This window comes from Acidovorax sp. FW305-C-20-28 (assembly GCF_058783375.1).
Genome location: NZ_JBYSYM010000011.1, coordinates 61836 through 78790, shown reverse-complemented (window position 1 = coordinate 78790; position 16955 = coordinate 61836). Strand labels below are relative to the sequence as shown.

Here is a 16955-nt window from a genome sequence, read left to right as displayed (position 1 = left end):
TGACGATATGAATCCATTCACCAACGACGTGCCGCCACACCTGCGGCACCCCCTGCACCCCACCGCGGCCCTGGCTGCGGGCGGGGTGCCCACCCCGGCAACGCATGCGCCGGCCCCGGTGCACGCCCACGGCGGGGCATCCACCGGCGCGGTGAGCGCTGCGGACCTGGCCTTGCGCCAGCAGGCGCTGGCCCTGGCGGCCGTGCAGCTCAAGGCCGAGCTCGTGGGCATCGACGACGTGATCGACCGCGTCATCGATGCCGTGCGCGCCTGGTACGTGCTGCCCCAGCTCATCAGCCGCCCGGTCATCGTCTGCCTCTGGGGCCTGACCGGCACCGGCAAGACCCAGCTCACACGGCGCCTGGCGCAGCTGCTCGGCTACTACGACCGCTTCGTGGAAGTGCAGATGGACGGCTTCAGCCATGGCGCCAGCTACCGCAGCTCCACCATCTCGGGCATGCTGGGCGACTCGGGCATCACCGAGGGAGCGCCCGGCATCCTGGTGCTCGACGAGTTCCAGCGCTTTCGCACCATGGACAGGAAGGGCGAGGACGTCAAGGTCGAGCGCTACCAGGATGTCTGGACCCTGCTCTCCGACGGGCGCCTGCCGCCCGCGCTGAGCGCACTGTCCAACATCGAGCGCAAGCTGGCCGACGCCCACTACGAAGCCGAGCGCGCAGAAGACGGCGACGATGACCGGGCGGGCAAGGCCCCCTACCGCTTCCAGCTCGACGCCTGGGACGCGCAGGAACTCAAGCGCATGCTCAAGCTGCAGGAGCCGCTGGCCGAGATCATGCAGTGGCCGCCCGCCAAGGTGCAGGCGCTGTTCACGCGCTTCCAGCAGTCGCACCAGTCGTGGGAGACCGACTACAGCAAGCTCCTGGTCTTCGTCTGCGGCAACCTCGACGAGATGTACCACGAGACCGCCCAGCGCGTGGAAGACTGCGACACCGACGCCGACATCTTCCACCGCCTCACGAGCAAGCTCTCGCTGATCGACGTGAAGAAGGCCCTGGGCGAGCGCTTCAAGCCTGAGCAGATCGCGCGCCTGGGCAACGGGCATGTGATCTACCCCTCGTTCAGCAAGGCCACCTACGAACAGCTCATCCGCAACCTGTGCGCGCGCTACGTGGACGACATCGCCGCCCAGTGCGGCGTGCGCTTCGCCATCGGGCAGGACGTGCTCGACGAGCTGTATGCCAATGCGGTCTTTCCGGCCCAGGGCACGCGGCCGCTGTTCTCGTCGGTGCACGCCATCATGAGCGCCAACCTGGTCAACGCCGCACTGTGGGTGCTGCAGGAGCAACTGCCGCTGTCGCAGGAGTTCCCCATCCACCTGGCGCCCGGCAAGCGCCAACTGCTGGTGCAAGGCCTGGGGCCGCTGGGGCCTTGCGAGACCACCTTCCCGGTGGTGCTGGAGCTCAACCGGCTCAAGCAGCGCGCCAATGCGGACTTCCGCGCCCTGCTGGCGGTGCACGAGGCCGGCCACGGCCTGGCGTACTGCGTGCTGTTCGGCCATGCCCCGCAGGAGGTGAAGATCAACATCGCCTCCTTCGAGGGCGGCTACAACAGCTTCTCCAGCCTCAAGGCCACCACGCGCCAGAACGTGCTGGACATGATGTGCGTGGGCCTGGCCGGCCGCGTGGCCGAGGAGCTGGTCTTTGGCGAGATGGCCTGTACCACGGGCGCCGAGCAGGACTACAAGCAGGTGACGGCCGATGCGGCGCGCTACATCCGCAACCACGGCTTTGGCGCCCGGCTGGCGCGCACGGACGTGACGGTGGAGATGGACAACCACGTCAACACCGATGTGGGGCCGAGCAACGACGCCATCGAGACGCTGATGCAGCAGCAATACCGCCGCGCCCAGGAGCTGCTGCAGACCCACCGCGAAGCCCTGGGCCGCACGGTGGACGCGCTCTTACGCCAGGGCACCATCGCCCCCGTGGAGATGGTGGCCCTGCTGGCAGAGTGCGGCATTGCCCTCGCACCCCCGGCGCCCGGCGGTTTGCCCGATGAAGGCTTGGTGCTGGAGCCGTTTGCCGCCAAACTGGGGGCGTTCCGCAAGGGCGTGTGATGCGCCCTGCAGCAGGGGGCGGGGTACGCCCTTATGATGCGCGCCTGCCAATATTCTTATTACACCGGTCGCCCCACCCTTCGCCGCCATGTCCGCCGTCTTCAATTTCACCTTCGTGCCCTGGTTCCGCTCGGTGGCGCCCTATATCCACAAGTTCCGCAACCAGACCTTCGTGATCGGGCTGACGGGCGAAGGCATCGCCGCGGGCAAGCTGCACAGCATCGCGCAGGATCTGGCGCTGATCCAGGCCATGGGCGTGAAGATCGTGCTGGTGCACGGCTTTCGCCCGCAAGTGAACGAGCAGCTGGCGGCCAAGGGCCACGCGGCCAAGTATTCGCATGGCATCCGCATCACCGACTCGGTGGCGCTCGACTGCGCGCAGGAGGCCGCGGGCCAGCTGCGCTACGAGATCGAGGCTGCCTTCAGCCAGGGCCTGCCCAACACGCCCATGGCCGGTGCCACGGTGCGCGTGATCTCGGGCAACTTCCTCACCGCGCGGCCCGTAGGCATCATGGACGGGGTGGATTTTCAGCACTCGGGCCTGGTGCGCAAGGTGGACGTTGCCGGCATCCAGCGCACGCTGGACATGGGGGCGCTGGTGCTGCTCTCGCCGTTCGGCTTCTCGCCTACGGGCGAGGCCTTCAACCTGAGCATGGAAGAAGTGGCCACCAGCGTGGCCATCGAGCTGCGCGCCGACAAGCTGATCTTCCTGACCGAGGTGCCCGGCATCCGCATGCAGCCCGGCGAGCCCGAAAGCGAGGACAACCCCATCGACACCGAGCTGCCGCTGGCGGCCGCCCAGGCCCTGCTGGCCACGCTGCCGGTGGCGCAGAACCCCACGGACACCGGTTTCTACCTGCAGCACTGCGTGAAGGCCTGCAAGGCCGGCGTGGAGCGCAGCCACATCCTGCCCTTTGCGGTGGACGGCTCGCTGCTGCTGGAGGTCTACGTGCACGACGGCATCGGCACCATGGTGATCGACGAAAAGCTCGAAGAGCTGCGCGAGGCCACCATCGACGACGTGGGCGGCATCCTGCAGCTGATTGAGCCCTTCGAGAAGGACGGCACGCTGGTCAAGCGCGACCGCACCGAGATCGAGCGCGACATCGCCGCCTACACCATCATCGAGCACGATGGCGTGATCTTCGGCTGCGCGGCGCTCTACCCCTACCCCGAGGCCAAGACGGCCGAAATGGCCGCCGTCACCGTGTCGCCGCAGAGCCAGGGCACGGGCGATGGCGAAAAGCTGCTCAAGCGCATCGAGCAGCGCGCCCGCGCCGCGGGGCTGGAGAGCATCTTCGTGCTCACCACGCGCACCATGCACTGGTTCATCAAGCGCGGCTTCCAGCCCGTGGACCCCGACTGGCTGCCCGACGCGCGCAAGCGCAAGTACAACTGGGACCGCAAGAGCCAGGTGCTGGTCAAGAAGCTCTGACCATCACGACGGATGGCTGCCAGCGCCTGCTGCACGAGCGCTGGGTTTTCTTCAGGAACGGGGGCGGCGCGGCAGCGCGTCGGTGTGGAACCGCGATGCGCCCAGCGCCAGCTCCAGCAGTTCCTCGCGCGAGCGCGGGCTCTGTGCGGCAATCAGCGCGCACAGGCCTTCGAGCAGGCCGAGCACGCCCATGCCGCCGGCCGGCAGCACGGCATGCTGCGACGGTGCCAGCAGCACATGGTGGGCGTGGGGCGCCGCGGGGGATGCGGGGCTGTCGGTGATGGCCACGACCCACACGCCCCGTTCGCGGGCCAGGGCGCACAGCTCGACCGTGAGCGTGGAGTAGCGGGGCAGCGAAATGGCCAGCAGCATGTCGCCTTGCTGCAGCGCCAGCACCCGGCGCTGCGCCTCGCCCGCCCCGCCCAGGCCGCTGATGGCGTCGACCCCGCCCCGGAACAGGCTGGCATAGCTCACGAAGTAACTCGCCAGATAGGCACTGACATCGCTGCCCAGCACACCCACGCGCGGCGCCTGCGCGAGCAGTTGCGCCACCTGCTGCGGTGTGTCGGCATGGAGCAGTGCCGCAGCCGAACGCAGTTGCTCCACCCCGTCTTCCAACGCCGCCTGCAGGCGCTGCGCCGGCTGCGTGGCCTGGGTACGCTGCTGCTGCAGCTTGTCGACCGGAGGCGCTGCGCCATGCAGCACCTGCTGCCAGTCCTTGCGCAAGGCGCTGTAGCCTGGGTAGCCCAGCGCCCGGGCGTAGCGGTTCATCGTGGCCACGGACACATGGCAGCGCTCCGCCATCGCATCGATGGCCAGCGTGGCCGCCTCGAAGGGGTGCGCGAGCATGTGGTCGGCCACCTGGCGCTGCTGCGCGGTCAGGTCGGCATAACGGGATTGCAGGTGGCGGGCAGCGTTCACAGGGGGAGGTCCGAAGCGATGTCGACCGATGTTATGTCAGTTGCGCATGGCGCTGGGCTCCCCGCGAGGCGCGAAACCGGTGCGGCCCCTGCCAGGACGAAGCCGCACAAGGGTGGTCGGCCTCATTTCATCAGGATGTAGCGCAGCGGCACGCTGTTGTCCGGCGGCTGCACCAGGTCCATCGCACGCCGGGCGCCCCAGGCGAGGTTCTGGGTGTGCAAAGGCAGCAGGGGAAGCTCGGTGTTCACCAGCGTCAATGCGGTGCGCATCAGGGCCTGCCGCCTGGCAGGGTCGGCTTCCACGCCGATCTGCTGGGTCAGCTCGTCGAGCCTGGGGTTGGAATAGCTGCCCAGATTGAAGCGCCCCTGGCCGTCCTTGCCGGGGGTGTTGAGCAAGGCCCACAGCGTGTTGTGGGCGTCGTTGCTGGCGGGCTGCCAGCCCAGCAGAAAGGCCGAGACCTCGCGCTTGAGCGCCTTGGGCAGGTACAGCGACTTGGTCTCCGCAGACAGCGTGGTCTTGACGCCCACCTTGGTCCACATGGAGGAGACCGCCTGGCAGATCTCGGCATCGTTGACATAGCGATCAGTGGGGCAATGCAGGCCCAGCTCGAAGCCCTCGGGGTAGCCCGCCTCGGCCAGCAGCTTGCGCGCGGCGGCAGGGTCGTAGGGCAGGCGCTTGTCCAGGTCGGCCTCGTGGCCGCGCACCCCGGGGGCCAGCGGCAGCCCGGCCGGCAGGGCCGCGCCGCGCATCACCTTGCTGCGGATGGTTTCGATGTCGATGGCCTGGTAGAGCGCGCGCCGCACCCTCAGGTCCTTGAGCGGGTTCTTGCCCTTGACGCTGGAGAACAGCAGCTCATCGCGCCCCACGTCCAGGCCCAGGTACATGGTGCGCAGCTCTGGCGACTGCAGGACCTTGAGCTTGGGGTCGGACTGGAGGCGCTGGATGTCCTGCAAGGGCACGGGCTCCATCAGGTCGACCTCGCCCGACACCAGCGCCGCCACCCGCGTTGCATCGTTGGCGATGGGCGTGAACACCACTTCGTCCAGGTTGTGCTCCTTCTGCCCCCACCAGCTGGGGCTGGCCTTGAGCACCGTGCGCACACCGGGCTGGCGCGACACCAGCATGAAGGGGCCGGTGCCGTTGGCATGGAGGCTGGCGAAGTTCTCCTTGCCCTTGCGCACGTCGGTGGGCACGGCGGACTGGTTCTTCTCGGACCAGGCCTTGCCCATGATCAGCCAGCCCGAGATCAGGTCCGGCAGGGTCGGGAACGGGTCCCGGGTCACCATCTCGATGGTGTGGGCGTCGATCTTGCGCATCTCCTTGAGCGGCGCCACGTAGAGCTTGGTGTCGGACGGTTCCGAGCGCGTGCGCTCGTAGCTGAAGAGCACGTCGTCGGCAGTGAACGGCGTGCCGTCCTGGAAGCGCACGCCCCGGCGCAGCTGGAAGCGCCAGACGGTGGGCGCCGTCTGCTCCCACTGCGTGGCCAGCATGGGGATGAGCTGGAAGTCGCGCCCGCGCCCCACCAGCGGCTCGTAGATGTTGGCCAGGAAACTCAGCTGGAAGGACTCCTGCATCGAATGCGGGTCCATGGACATGGCGTCCCCCTGGTCGGCGAAACGCAGGGTGGCGGCGGTGGCCCAGGGGGCCAGCGCAGCAAAGGCCAGGGTTGCGGCCAGGCGGCGCAGCGTGGGGGGGCGAACGGGGTTCATGGGTCTTGTCTCCTGGTGGTTTCTTCTTTGGGGGGCAGGCCGTTACAGCGGCAGGGCTTCCAGCGCCAGGCTGGCCAGCAGGCTGGCGCCCAGCGGCAGGATGGCGTCGTTGAACTCGTAGTGCGGGTTGTGCAGGGTGCGACCCTGCTCGGCCCCGCCCTGGCCCACGCGCAGGTAGGCGCCGGGGCGCTGCTCCAGCATGCAGGCGAAGTCCTCGGATGCCGTGGAGGGCATGGGCTGGGTGATCACCTTTGCCGCCCCCACGAGCCCGGTGGCCACCGTGGCGGCAAAGCGCGCCTCGCGCTCGGTGCTCACGGTGGGCGGAAACAGGCGGGCGTAGTCGAGTTCGGCGCGCGAGCCGTGCGCCTGGGCCGTGGCCTGGGCCACTTCGGCGATGCGCCGCTCGATCAGGCTGCGCACGGGCTCGGAAAAGGTGCGCACCGTGCCGCCGATCTCCACCGTGTCCGGAATTACGTTGCGCGCCAGCATGTCTCCGCCCTGGATGGCACACAGGCTGAGCACGGCGTTCTCCATTGGCGGCACGTTGCGGGGCACGATATGGTGCAGGGCCGAAACGACGTGCGCCGCCGCCAGCACCGGGTCGGCGGCCAGATGCGGATGCGCCCCGTGCCCGCCCCGGCCGGTGATGCGCAGGGTGAACATGTCGGCCGACGACAGGCAGGCGCCGGGCGCCACGGCCACCGTGCCCACGGGCAGCACGGGCGAGTTGTGCAGCGCATAGATCTCGTCGGCCGGAAAACGCTCGAACAGGCCGTCGGCCAGCATGGCCTGCGCCCCACCGCGCCCTTCTTCGGCGGGCTGGAAGATCAGGAAGACCGTGCCGTTGAACCGGCGGTTGTGCGCCAGGTAGCGGGCCGCGCCCAGCAGCATGGCCGTGTGGCCGTCGTGGCCGCAGGCGTGCATGACGCCAGGGCGCTGGGACGCATGGCCAAAGGTGTTGAGCTCGCACAGGGCCAGCGCGTCCATGTCGGCACGCAGGCCCACACTGCGGCCGCTGGCCGTGCTCTGCCCCTCGATGACCCCCACGACGCCCGTGCGGCCCACGCCCTCGTGCACCTGGACGCCCAGCAGGCGCAGCTCGGCGGCCACCCGCTGGGCGGTGCGGACTTCTTCGAAACCCAGCTCGGGCCAAGCGTGAAAGTCACGTCGCAACTGCGTCAGGTGCCCATATGAGGGAAGGACGGCCCGCAGGACCGGATGTTCGGAGGTGATGGGTTCGTGTGCCATATGAATGAAAATTTATATGGCAATTTAATCATCAAAGTAAATTTATGTACATAAATTTTCACAACCCGGTCACAGATCCATTCCGTGCAAGACAGTCCCGCCCGCCTCCACCCGCCCGCCTCCACCCGCCAGCGCTGCGGCCACGCCCCTGCCTGCCAGAGCGCACATCGCTCAGCATCCACTGGATCGCGTCCGCAAACGCCTGCAGGGTGTCGGGAGCCTGGGCCAGGCCCTCTGGAGCACAACCGCCCGTGCCATCGCGAAGTGAAGGGGCGAAGCGAAGGGCTTGCGTGGGTCAGGAGTCGGTTCTGGGCGCATCCAGCTGGTGCCCGATGCGCGGCGCCAGGTGCTGGCGCACATGCTCGGCAATGGCCGCTGTGGCGTCGCCGCCCAACTCGCCCACCATTTGGCGCGTGACGGCGTAGTGCATGGCCAGCAGGCCGCGCAGCTTCTTGAAGGCGGCCGGGTTGTCGTGGCCGGCCACGAAGCCGTCGTTGGACAGCACGCGCTCGGCCACACCGGGTGCGGCCAGCGGCACCTGGCAGACGATGGCCATCTGGTCAACCTCCAGGTCGATCTCCTGCAGCAGCTCTTCCCAGTGGGACGCGGTGAATCGCTCTTCGTGGTCCATGCGGTGTTCTCCAGTAGGGCTTGCGGCACCCGGAAAAAAGCGCCACATGCGCATGTTAAGCTGATTGCTGCACCGCAACAGAATGCCCGTGCCCGCGCGCCCAGGTCTTGGGGCGCCGCCTGCCGGGTACCCTACTGGGAGCTTTCCATGTCCGATCACGGCAAGGTTTCACACGGCGCGGGCGCTGCTGCTGCGCCCCTGCCCGCCGAGCACAGCGTCCCCCTCTTCTGGCCCATGGCGGCCGCCTGGCACCTGGGTGGGCAGGCCCTTGCGCTGATGCAGCGCAGCGCCGACTTCGCCACCGAGGCCGCCGTCATCGACCACCCGCCGCAGCCCGCCTGGGCTACGCCCAACCAGGTGCGGCTGGAGCTGCCCACCATGCGGCTGCGCGAGTTCACCGACAGTGCGGCCCAGGGCATCCCCATCCTGGTCGACGCGCCCTTTGCGGGGCACAGCTCCACCATTGCCGACTATGCGCCCGGCCAGAGCCTGGTGCAGGTGCTCATGGCCGCCGGAGCGCCGCGCGTGCTGGTGACCGACTGGAAGAGCGCCACGCCGGCCATGCGCTATTTCGACATCGACACCTACCTGGCCGAGCTCAACGTGGCCATCGACGACCTGGGCGGCCAGGTGCACCTGATCGGCCTGTGCCAGGGCGGCTGGCTCAGTGCGATGTTCGCGGCGCGCTTTCCGGGCAAGGTCCAAAGCCTGGTGCTCGCGGGCTCGCCCATCGACACCGATGCGGGCGACGGCCCTATCAAGCGCCTGGCGCACAGCCTGCCGCTTTCGACCTACCGGGACATGGTGGCCGCAGGCCAGGGCCTGATGCGCGGCAGCCTGATGCTGGCCGGCTGGAAGAACATGCACCCGGCCGAGCAGTACGCGAACAAGTACGCCACGCTGTACCAGCACATCGAGGACAAGAGCCAGGTCGCCCGCACCGAGCAGTTCGAGCGCTGGTACGAGAACCCGGTGGACCTGCCCGGCGCCTACTACCTGCAGGCCATCGAGCAGCTGTTCAAGGAGAACCGCTTTGCCAAAGGCCAGTTTGTCGGGCTGGGGCGCACGCTGGCGCTGCGCGACATCACCATCCCCACCTACCTGCTGGGCGGCGAGGCGGACGACATCACCACGCCCGAGCAGGTCTTTGCCGCGGCCGACCTGATCGGCACGCCCAAGCACAACATCGTGCGCAAGCTGGTGCCCGGCGGGCACATCGGTCTGTTCATGGGCGGCGGCACGCTCAAGAGCGCCTGGCCGGGCATTGCCGAATGGGTATTGGGCCACCGGTGAGGCCGGGCCCTGTACCCTTGTTGTCTTCCTCAACTTTCGTGATGGACGATGAACAGCTTTGACGCCGACTCCCTGCTCGCCCACTGCCGTACGCTTGCGCCGGCACGCACGGCCATCGTCCACCCGGTCACGGCCAATGTGCTGAGCGCCGCCCAGGAAGCCCAGCAGCAAGGGCTCATCACCCCCGTGCTGGTGGGGCCCGCGGCACGCACGCGCGAGGCGGCCGAGGCCGCGTCGGTGGACATCTCGGGCTGGCAGCTGATCGACGCCGAGCACAGCCACGACGCGGCGGCCAAGGCCGTGGCGCTGGCCGCCGCGCGCGAGGTGGATGCGCTGATGAAGGGATCGCTGCATTCCGACGAGCTGATGGCCGCCGTGGTCAAGAGCGATGCCGGGCTGCGCACCGAGCGGCGCATCTCCCACGCCTTTTTGATGGATCTGGAGAGCTACCCCAAGGCCTTCATCATCACCGACGCGGCCGTGAACATCGCGCCCGACCTGCCCACCAAGGCCGACATTGTGCAGAACGCTTTGGAGCTGTGGCATGCCCTCTTCGGCGTGTCGGTGCTGCCCAAGGTGGCGGTGCTGGCGGCGGTGGAGACCATCAACCCCAAGATGGTGGCCACGCTCGATGCCGCGGCCCTGTGCAAGATGGCCGACCGCGGCCAGATCACCGGCTGCCTGATCGACGGCCCGCTGGCCCTGGACAACGCGATCAGCGCCGAGGCGGCACGCACCAAGGGCATCGTCTCGCAGGTCGCGGGCGACGCCGACATCCTGCTGGTGCCCGACATCGAGGCCGGCAACATGCTGGCCAAGCAGCTCATTTTCATGAGCGGGGCCGAGGCCGCCGGCATCGTGCTCGGTGCGCGCGTGCCCGTCATCCTGACCAGCCGGGCCGACAGCCAGCGCGCGCGCCTGCTGTCGTGCGCCGTGGCGCTGCTGCTGGCCCATGCGCGCAGCAAGGGGCAGATCAAATGACGCAACAGCCGCTGGTCCCCGTGCTGCTGGTGCTCAACGTCGGCTCGTCCAGCATCAAGTTCCAGGTGTTCGAGCGCGCATCGCTGGCGGTGTTGATGGCGGGCAAGGTGACCGGCATCGGCACCAGCGCCCAGCTATCGGCCAAGATCACCGGTGCGGAGGCTCCCGTGCGCACTGCCCTGCCCGCGGCCGACCACGACAGCGCCATGGCCGCCGTGGTCGCCTTGATCGACGAGCACGACGACGGCTGGCGCCTGGCCGCCGTGGTGCACCGCGTGGTGCATGGCGGCGCGGCCTTCCATGCGCCGGTGGTCGTCACCCCCGAGATATTGGCCCAGTTGCAGGCGCTGGCCCCGCTGGCGCCCCTGCACCAGCCGCACAACCTGGCCGGCATTGCCGCATCGCAGCGCCTGGCCAGCCATGCGCTGGACATCGCCTGCTTCGACACCGCCTTCCACGCGCGCATGGACCCGCTGTTCCAGGCCTTCGCTCTGCCCCAGGCCCTGCGCGACCAGGGCGTGCGCCGCTATGGCTTCCACGGCCTGTCGTACGAGTGGCTGACCCACGAACTGGCGCGCACCCGGCCCGACCTGGCCCAGGCCCGCGTGGTGGCCGCCCACCTGGGCAATGGCGCCAGCCTGTGCGCCATGCAGGGCGGCCGCAGTGTGGACACCACCATGGGCATGACCGCCCTCGACGGCCTGCCCATGGGCACACGCAGCGGCGCCATCGACGCCGGCGCCGTGCTCTACCTGCAGCGCACACTGGGCATGGATGCGGACCAGGTCGAGCACCTGCTGTACCAGGAGTCGGGCCTCAAGGGCCTGTCGGGCGTGAGCAGCGACATGCAGGCCCTGCAGGCCAGCACCGACCCGCAGGCGGCCTTTGCCATCGACTACTTTGCGCTCAAGGTGGCCCAGTACACGGCCATGCTGGCAGTGTCCATGGGCGGCGTCGATGCCCTGGTGTTCACCGGCGGCATCGGCGAGAACGCCGACACCGTGCGCGCCGCCATCCTGGCCAGGCTGCCCATGCTGGGCAAATTCGAGACCCTGGTCATCGCTGCCAACGAAGAGAAGATGATGGCCCTCCACGCAAAACATTTGCTGCCCCCCTGAGGCGCTGCGCGCCATCCCCCCAGGGGGACGCCCCCAGTGCGGCGGGGCGGCCCTTGCACGGGGGCACTGGCATTGGGCGCGCCAGTTTCAAAGCGCTCGTGCGGATTGCAGCCTGCAGTAGCGGACAGCCACACTCACGCCGCCAGGGCCCACTGCGCCACCAGCGCACCGATCTCGGCCATGGCCGCGTCGCGCTGTTCGGGCGGGGCCTCGCCGCCGGTCAGGTAGCAGCTCACCACGATGGGCTTGCGCTCCGGTGGCCAGAACACACCGGCATCGTTGCTGGTGCCGCGCGATGCGGTGCCGGTCTTCTCGCCCGCCTTCCAGCCCTCGGGCAGGCGGGCGCGCAGGCGCTTGTCGCCCGTCTTGTTGGCCAGCAGCCAGCCCTGCAGCTTTTCGCGCGAGGCGGGTGACAGGGCCTCGCCCAGCGCCAGGGCCTGGATACAGTGCACCATGGCCACGGGCGTGGTGGTGTCGCGGGGGTCGCCGGGCTTGGCCTCGTTGAGCGCGGGCTCGATGCGGTCCAGCCGCGTGATGCTGTCGCCCAGCGATCGCACATAGGCCGTGAGGGCTGGCGGGCCGCCGTTGCTGGCCAGCAGCAGGTTGGCGGCGGTGTTGTCGCTCAGGGTCATGGTGCCTGCGCACAGCTCTTCCATCGTGAGGCCTGCGCCATCGGCGTGCGGCCCGGTCACGGGCGAATGGGTCACCAGGTCTTTCTTGGCGTAGGTGATGCGGCGGTCCAGCTTGTCGTGGCCCTGGTCCACGCGGCGCAGGGTCTGGGCGGCCAGCAGCAGCTTAAAGGTGCTGGCCATGGGAAAGCGCTCGCCGCCCCGGTGGGCGATCTGGCGGCCGGTGTGGGTGTCGAGTGCGGCCACGCCCACGCGCCCGCCTATGCTGGCCTCGATGCGTGCCAGCTCGGCTTTCCAGGCGGTGTCGGCTGCGGAGTCCCTGTTTTTCTGCGGGCTGGTCTGGGCCCAGGTGGCCAGGGGCAGCAGGCCGATAGCGGCCACAAAATCGCGTCGTTGCATTTTCTTACCTGTGCAGTGGTTGTTGGAATGGACGCAACGATACCTATGGCGGGTCCAAAGCACTATCGACAATAATCTCCCCGAGACCCAAGAAAAACTTGGAGCGATCAACAAAACTCTTCTGGCGTCGTTGCCGCGTCTTGTCGTACTACCGTACTGCCTGCGACGCAGCGCCTAGCCAGAACCGCTTCGCTGAGTTTTGTTGCCCGCTCCAATGCCCACTACTGCCATGCACCTGCCGCTCAACGCTCTGCGCGCCTTCGAGGTGTCGGCCCGCCACCTGAACCTCACGCGCGCTGCCGACGAACTCAACGTGAGCCAGACGGCCGTGAGCCAGCACATCCGCAACCTGGAGGACCGGCTGGGCAAGCCCCTGTTCCGCCGCCTGCCCCGGGGCCTGGCGCTCACCGACGAGGGCCAGGCGCTGCTGCCCGTGCTCAGCGATGCCTTCGAGCGCATAGCAGCCGCCCTGGAGCACATGAGCGACACGCGCCCGCGCGAGGTGCTGACCGTGGGCGTGGTGGGCACCTTTGCCGTGGGCTGGCTGCTGCCGCGGTTGCGCGACTTTCAGCAGGCCTGCCCCTTCGTGGACCTGCGCCTGCTCACGCACAACAACCGGGTGGACATGGCCGGCGAGGGCCTGGACTACGCCATCCGCTTTGGCGACGGCGCCTGGCATGGCACCGAGGCGCAGTGCATATTGCACGCCCCCATGACGGCCATGTGCGCCCCCGCCCTGGCCCACCACCTGCGCCACCCGGCCGACCTGGCACGCCAGCCCCTGCTGCGCACCTACCGCGTGGACGAGTGGGCGGCCTGGTTCGACGCCGCAGGCGCGCCCTGCCCCGTGGTGCGCGGCGCCGTGTTCGACTCGTCGCTGACCCTGGCCGAAGCCGCCGTGCAGGGCGCGGGCGTGGCGCTGCTGCCGGTGAGCATGTTCACGCGCGAGCTGCAGCAAGGCCGGCTGGTGCGCCCGTTTGCGCTGGAACTGCAGCACGGGGCCTACTGGCTCACGCGCCTCAAATCACGCACGCCCAGCCCGGCGATGGAGGCCTTTCACCGGTGGCTGATGGCGCAGGTGGGGTGAGCTTCAGCCGCCCAAAGCCTTGGCAATGACTTCGGCCGGGATCTCGTCCACCTGGTTGGGCTCCAGAAACTCCTGCCCGTAGCGCGCATACACGCCCTCGCGCACGAACACCTGGAACAGGTCGGGGTCGATGTGGCCGTTGTCGCGCATCTTGCACATGATGGCCAGGGCCTGCGACAGCGTCATGCCGCTCTTGTAGGGCCGGTCGGCTGCGGTGAGCGCCTCGAAGATGTCGGCAATGCCCATCATGCGCGCCTGCACCGACATCTGGTCGCGCGTAAGGCCGCGCGGGTAGCCCTTGCCGTCCATGCGCTCGTGATGGCCGCCCGCGTACTCGGGGACGTTCTTCAGGTGGCGCGGCCAGGGCAGCGTCTCCAGCATCTTGATGGTGGCGACTATGTGGTAGTTGACGGTATCGCGCTCGGCCTGGGTGAGCGTGCCCGAGCGGATGGTCAGGTTCTCCACCTCCTCGGCCGTGAGAAAGCTTGTCTGCACGCCCTGGGGGTTGCGCCACTGGCGCGCGGCCGAGATGTCGCGCACGCGCTGCTGGTCTTCGGCGCGCATGGCCTCGGCGCCCTGGTTGCTGCGGCGCATGAACTCGCGCTCTTCCTCCAGCGTGTGGATGCTTTGCTGCAGGCCCTGCAGCTCCTGTGCCTCGGCCGCCGCGTCCACCACGGGCCGCAGTGCCAGCTGGCGGCGCAGGGCGGCCAGCTCGGCATCGCGCTTGAGCACCTCGAAGCGCGTGTCCACCAGGCCGATGCGGTCGTAGATGGTCTGCAGCTTGGTGGCCTTGTCCACCACGTGCACAGGCGTGGTGATCTTGCCGCAGTCGTGCAGCAGGCCTGCCATCTTGAGCTCGTAGCGGTCGCGCTCGGTCATGGTGAAACCCGCCAGCGGCCCTTCCTGCGTGGCGTTCACGGCCTCGGCCAGCATCATGGTCAGGGCCGGCACGCGCTGGCAGTGGCCGCCGGTGTAGGGCGACTTTTCGTCGATGGCCAGGTTGATCAGGTTCACGAACGACTCGAACAGGCGTTCGAGCTGGGTAATGAGCAGCCGGTTGGTCAGCGCAATGGCCGCCTGCGAGGCCAGCGACTCGGCCAGGCTCTGGTCGGCCGTGGAGAATTCGGTCACTTCGCCCGTCTCGGGGTCGCGCGCGTTGATGAGCTGCAGCACGCCGATGAGCTCGCGGTCATGGTTGCGCATGGGCACCGTGAGAAACGACTTGGAGCGGTAGCCCGTGCGCTGGTCGAACAGGCGCGTGCCCGAGAAGTCGAAGCCCTCTTCGCTGTAGGCGTCGCCCACGTTCACCGTGCGGTCGTGGATGGCAGCGTAAGCCGCCACCAGCGAATCGTTGGGCGAGCCGTCGGCATTGCGCAGCGGCAGCTGCGGAAAATCAATGGGCCGCCCCGTGGTGCCGCCCAGGCGGATGTCGAGCGAATCGGTGCGCACGATCTCGAACTTCAGCGCATCGCCCTCCTCCGTCACGCTGTACAGGGTGCCGCCATCGGCCCCGGTGATGGCCTTGGCGGCCTCCAGAATGTTCTCCAGCAACCGGTCGATGTCGCGCTCGCGCGAAAGCGCCGCACCAATGCCGTTGAGCTGCTCAAGCCGGCGAAAAAGGTGGACGGTGGATTCCTTGCTCATGAAGCGACCCTGGCTGCAACGTTGGCGACCACCCATCGTAACCAAAAGTGACCGCTATCATCAGCCCTTTCTGTCCAGTTTTACAAGCCGCTCCGTGCAGTCCGTCACGCCCCGCTTCCTTACCGCCGCCCTCTACCAGTTCGTTGACCTGCCGGACTTTGCGGACCTGCGCGACCCACTGCAGGCGTTGTGCGATGCCCACAGCGTGCGCGGCATGCTGCTGCTGGCGCCCGAAGGCATCAACGGCACCATCGCCGGCCCGCCCGAGGGCGTGCAGGCCGTGCTGGCCTGGCTGCGCAGCGATGCGCGCTTTGCCGCCCTGCAGCACAAGGAGGCCCTGGGCGAGCGCCAGCCCTTCTACCGCATGCGCGTGCGCCTCAAGCGCGAAATCGTCACCTTGGGCGTGCCTGGCCTGAACCCCGCGCGCAACGCCGGCACCTACGTCAAGCCCGAGCACTGGAACGCCCTGATCGCCGACCCCGCCGTGGTGGTGGTGGACACGCGCAACGACTACGAGGTGGGCATAGGCACGTTCGAGCGCGCCATAAACCCGCACACCAAGAGCTTTGCCGAGTTTCCGGCCTGGGTGGAGGCGCAGTCCCAACCCGGCGGCGCCCTGGCCGGCAAGCCCCGCGTGGCCATGTTCTGCACCGGTGGCATCCGCTGCGAAAAATCGACTGCGCTGCTCAAGTCCCAGGGTTTCGACGAGGTCTACCACCTCGAAGGCGGCATCCTCAAATACCTGGAGACCGTGCCCGAGGAAGACAGCCTGTGGCATGGCGACTGCTTTGTCTTCGACGAGCGCGTGTCGGTAGGCCACGGCCTGGCGCCCGGCCACCACCAGCTGTGCCGTTCGTGCCGCATGCCGCTGGGCGCGGCCGAACTGGCCTCGCCCCACTATGTGGCCGGCGTGAGCTGCCCGTATTGCCACGGCACCCGCACGCCCGAGCAGGAACAGGCCCTGGCCGAGCGCGAGCGGCAGATGCAACTGGCCAAGGCGCGCGGTGAGGAACACATCGGCGCCCGCCAGCCCGGCACGCCAGCCCGCAGCAGGGCGGAGGACGACCCTGCATGAGCAGCACAACCGCCCTCCCCGTCCTCTACTCCTTCCGCCGCTGCCCTTATGCCATGCGCGCCCGCCTGGCCCTGGCCGTGAGCGGCCAGGTCTGCGAGCTGCGCGAGGTGGTGCTGCGCGCCAAGCCCCAGGGCCTGCTGCAGGCATCGCCCAAGGCCACGGTGCCCGTGCTGGTGCTGCCCGATGGCACGGTGCTGGAGCAAAGCCTGGACATCATGCGCTGGGCCCTGGCCCAGAACGACCCCGCCGGCTGGCTGCGCCCCGGCCAGGGCGACGAGGCCGCCATGCTGGCGCTGATCGCCGAGTGCGACGGCCCCTTCAAGCAGGCTCTGGACCAGTGCAAGTACCCGAGCCGCTACCCCGAGGCCGATGGCGCCCAGGCGCGGGTGCAGGCCGTGGACTGGCTGCAGGGGCTGGAGGCGCGGCTGACGGGCCAGCCGTTCCTGTTTGGGGACCATGCGGCGCTGGCCGACATGGCGATTGCGCCCTTTGTGCGGCAGTTTGCGGGCATCGATGCCGACTGGTGGGTGGCGCAGCCCTGGCCCAAGCTGCAGGCTTGGCTGGCACAGTGGCAGGCCAGTGCTTTGTTCGAGGGCGTGATGCCCAAGTTTGACGCTTGGGTGGATGGCACCCAGGGTGTGGTGTTTCCGCACCCCGAAGGCGCCGAGCGGCCCGCCAGCGCAGCCTGAATACCCGATAACGGCACAC

At 68.6% G+C, this 16955-nt stretch carries 14 protein-coding genes; 8 read left to right on the top strand and 6 right to left on the bottom strand.

Going from position 1 to position 16955, the window contains the following annotated elements; genetic code table 11:
* Positions 1 to 7 precede the first annotated feature (7 nt).
* Positions 8 to 2077 carry an AAA family ATPase gene (locus AC3WOH_RS14530; protein WP_492230014.1) on the top strand — a complete coding sequence of 690 codons (2070 nt, stop codon included), beginning with the start codon at positions 8 to 10 and terminating at the stop codon, positions 2075 to 2077.
* 88 nt (positions 2078 to 2165) lie between these two features.
* Positions 2166 to 3512, top strand: a complete 1347-nt coding sequence (argA, locus tag AC3WOH_RS14525; protein ID WP_492230013.1) for an amino-acid N-acetyltransferase — start codon at positions 2166 to 2168, stop codon at positions 3510 to 3512.
* 51 nt (positions 3513 to 3563) lie between these two features.
* Here argA and AC3WOH_RS14520 read toward each other — a convergent pair whose 3' ends face one another.
* The 4 genes from AC3WOH_RS14520 to AC3WOH_RS14505 all read right to left on the bottom strand — a co-directional run bounded on the left by AC3WOH_RS14520 (position 3564) and on the right by AC3WOH_RS14505 (position 8021).
* Positions 3564 to 4433 carry a MurR/RpiR family transcriptional regulator gene (locus tag AC3WOH_RS14520; protein WP_492230012.1) on the bottom strand — a complete coding sequence of 290 codons (870 nt, stop codon included), beginning with the start codon at positions 4431 to 4433 and terminating at the stop codon, positions 3564 to 3566.
* A 122-nt stretch (positions 4434 to 4555) separates the two neighbouring features.
* Complete coding sequence (locus AC3WOH_RS14515; RefSeq protein ID WP_492230011.1) at positions 4556 to 6142, bottom strand: ABC transporter substrate-binding protein; 1587 nt, start codon at positions 6140 to 6142, stop codon at positions 4556 to 4558.
* Positions 6143 to 6184: 42 nt separating this feature from the next.
* On the bottom strand, positions 6185 to 7390 hold the full coding sequence (locus tag AC3WOH_RS14510; RefSeq protein WP_492230010.1) for an amidohydrolase: 1206 nt from the start codon (positions 7388 to 7390) through the stop codon (positions 6185 to 6187).
* Positions 7391 to 7685: 295 nt separating this feature from the next.
* Positions 7686 to 8021 (bottom strand): hypothetical protein, encoded by a 336-nt coding sequence (locus tag AC3WOH_RS14505; protein WP_184856186.1) that lies wholly within the window; start codon positions 8019 to 8021, stop codon positions 7686 to 7688.
* A 147-nt stretch (positions 8022 to 8168) separates the two neighbouring features.
* Between AC3WOH_RS14505 and AC3WOH_RS14500 the strand changes: the two genes are divergently transcribed.
* The 3 genes from AC3WOH_RS14500 to AC3WOH_RS14490 are packed head-to-tail and all read left to right on the top strand — an operon-like array spanning position 8169 to position 11413.
* Positions 8169 to 9314 carry an alpha/beta fold hydrolase gene (locus AC3WOH_RS14500; RefSeq protein ID WP_492230009.1) on the top strand — a complete coding sequence of 382 codons (1146 nt, stop codon included), beginning with the start codon at positions 8169 to 8171 and terminating at the stop codon, positions 9312 to 9314.
* 48 nt (positions 9315 to 9362) lie between these two features.
* The gene (locus AC3WOH_RS14495) at positions 9363 to 10295 is read left to right on the top strand and encodes a bifunctional enoyl-CoA hydratase/phosphate acetyltransferase (RefSeq protein ID WP_492230008.1); all 933 of its coding nucleotides are present in this window, start codon (positions 9363 to 9365) and stop codon (positions 10293 to 10295) included.
* The gene (locus AC3WOH_RS14490) at positions 10292 to 11413 is read left to right on the top strand and encodes an acetate/propionate family kinase (protein ID WP_492230007.1); all 1122 of its coding nucleotides are present in this window, start codon (positions 10292 to 10294) and stop codon (positions 11411 to 11413) included. The genes AC3WOH_RS14495 and AC3WOH_RS14490 overlap by 4 nt, the downstream gene beginning before the upstream one ends.
* 134 nt (positions 11414 to 11547) lie before the next feature.
* On the opposite strand, the gene bla is transcribed toward AC3WOH_RS14490, so the two are convergent.
* The gene (gene bla / locus AC3WOH_RS14485; protein WP_492230006.1) at positions 11548 to 12441 is read right to left on the bottom strand and encodes a class A beta-lactamase; all 894 of its coding nucleotides are present in this window, start codon (positions 12439 to 12441) and stop codon (positions 11548 to 11550) included.
* Positions 12442 to 12670: 229 nt separating this feature from the next.
* Here bla and AC3WOH_RS14480 point away from each other — a divergent pair, with 229 nt between their 5' ends.
* Positions 12671 to 13528: a LysR substrate-binding domain-containing protein gene (locus AC3WOH_RS14480; protein WP_492230005.1), complete on the top strand. Its 858-nt coding sequence runs from the start codon at positions 12671 to 12673 to the stop codon at positions 13526 to 13528.
* Positions 13529 to 13531: 3 nt separating this feature from the next.
* On the opposite strand, the gene AC3WOH_RS14475 is transcribed toward AC3WOH_RS14480, so the two are convergent.
* Positions 13532 to 15172 (bottom strand): HD domain-containing phosphohydrolase, encoded by a 1641-nt coding sequence (locus AC3WOH_RS14475; RefSeq protein ID WP_492230004.1) that lies wholly within the window; start codon positions 15170 to 15172, stop codon positions 13532 to 13534.
* A gap of 94 nt (positions 15173 to 15266) precedes the next feature.
* On the opposite strand from AC3WOH_RS14475, the gene trhO reads away from it, so the two are divergent.
* The gene (gene trhO, locus AC3WOH_RS14470) at positions 15267 to 16247 is read left to right on the top strand and encodes an oxygen-dependent tRNA uridine(34) hydroxylase TrhO (protein WP_492230003.1); all 981 of its coding nucleotides are present in this window, start codon (positions 15267 to 15269) and stop codon (positions 16245 to 16247) included.
* Entirely contained in the window at positions 16244 to 16936 is a 693-nt protein-coding gene (locus AC3WOH_RS14465) for a glutathione S-transferase (RefSeq protein ID WP_492230002.1), read from the top strand. Before trhO ends, AC3WOH_RS14465 begins: the two co-directional genes overlap by 4 nt.
* Positions 16937 to 16955 lie beyond the last annotated feature (19 nt).

Bases quoted from the DNA above. Each gene is read 5' to 3' on its own strand.
- AC3WOH_RS14530 (WP_492230014.1), top strand. From the start codon at position 8: ATGAATCCATTCACCAACGACGTGCCGCCACACCTGCGGCACCCCCTG.
- argA (WP_492230013.1), top strand. From the start codon at position 2,166: ATGTCCGCCGTCTTCAATTTCACCTTCGTGCCCTGGTTCCGCTCGGTG.
- AC3WOH_RS14515 (WP_492230011.1), bottom strand. From the start codon at position 6,142: ATGAACCCCGTTCGCCCCCCCACGCTGCGCCGCCTGGCCGCAACCCTG.
- AC3WOH_RS14510 (WP_492230010.1), bottom strand. From the start codon at position 7,390: ATGGCACACGAACCCATCACCTCCGAACATCCGGTCCTGCGGGCCGTC.
- AC3WOH_RS14505 (WP_184856186.1), bottom strand. From the start codon at position 8,021: ATGGACCACGAAGAGCGATTCACCGCGTCCCACTGGGAAGAGCTGCTG.
- AC3WOH_RS14500 (WP_492230009.1), top strand. From the start codon at position 8,169: ATGTCCGATCACGGCAAGGTTTCACACGGCGCGGGCGCTGCTGCTGCG.
- AC3WOH_RS14495 (WP_492230008.1), top strand. From the start codon at position 9,363: ATGAACAGCTTTGACGCCGACTCCCTGCTCGCCCACTGCCGTACGCTT.
- AC3WOH_RS14490 (WP_492230007.1), top strand. From the start codon at position 10,292: ATGACGCAACAGCCGCTGGTCCCCGTGCTGCTGGTGCTCAACGTCGGC.
- bla (WP_492230006.1), bottom strand. From the start codon at position 12,441: ATGCAACGACGCGATTTTGTGGCCGCTATCGGCCTGCTGCCCCTGGCC.
- AC3WOH_RS14480 (WP_492230005.1), top strand. From the start codon at position 12,671: ATGCACCTGCCGCTCAACGCTCTGCGCGCCTTCGAGGTGTCGGCCCGC.
- AC3WOH_RS14475 (WP_492230004.1), bottom strand. From the start codon at position 15,172: ATGAGCAAGGAATCCACCGTCCACCTTTTTCGCCGGCTTGAGCAGCTC.
- AC3WOH_RS14465 (WP_492230002.1), top strand. From the start codon at position 16,244: ATGAGCAGCACAACCGCCCTCCCCGTCCTCTACTCCTTCCGCCGCTGC.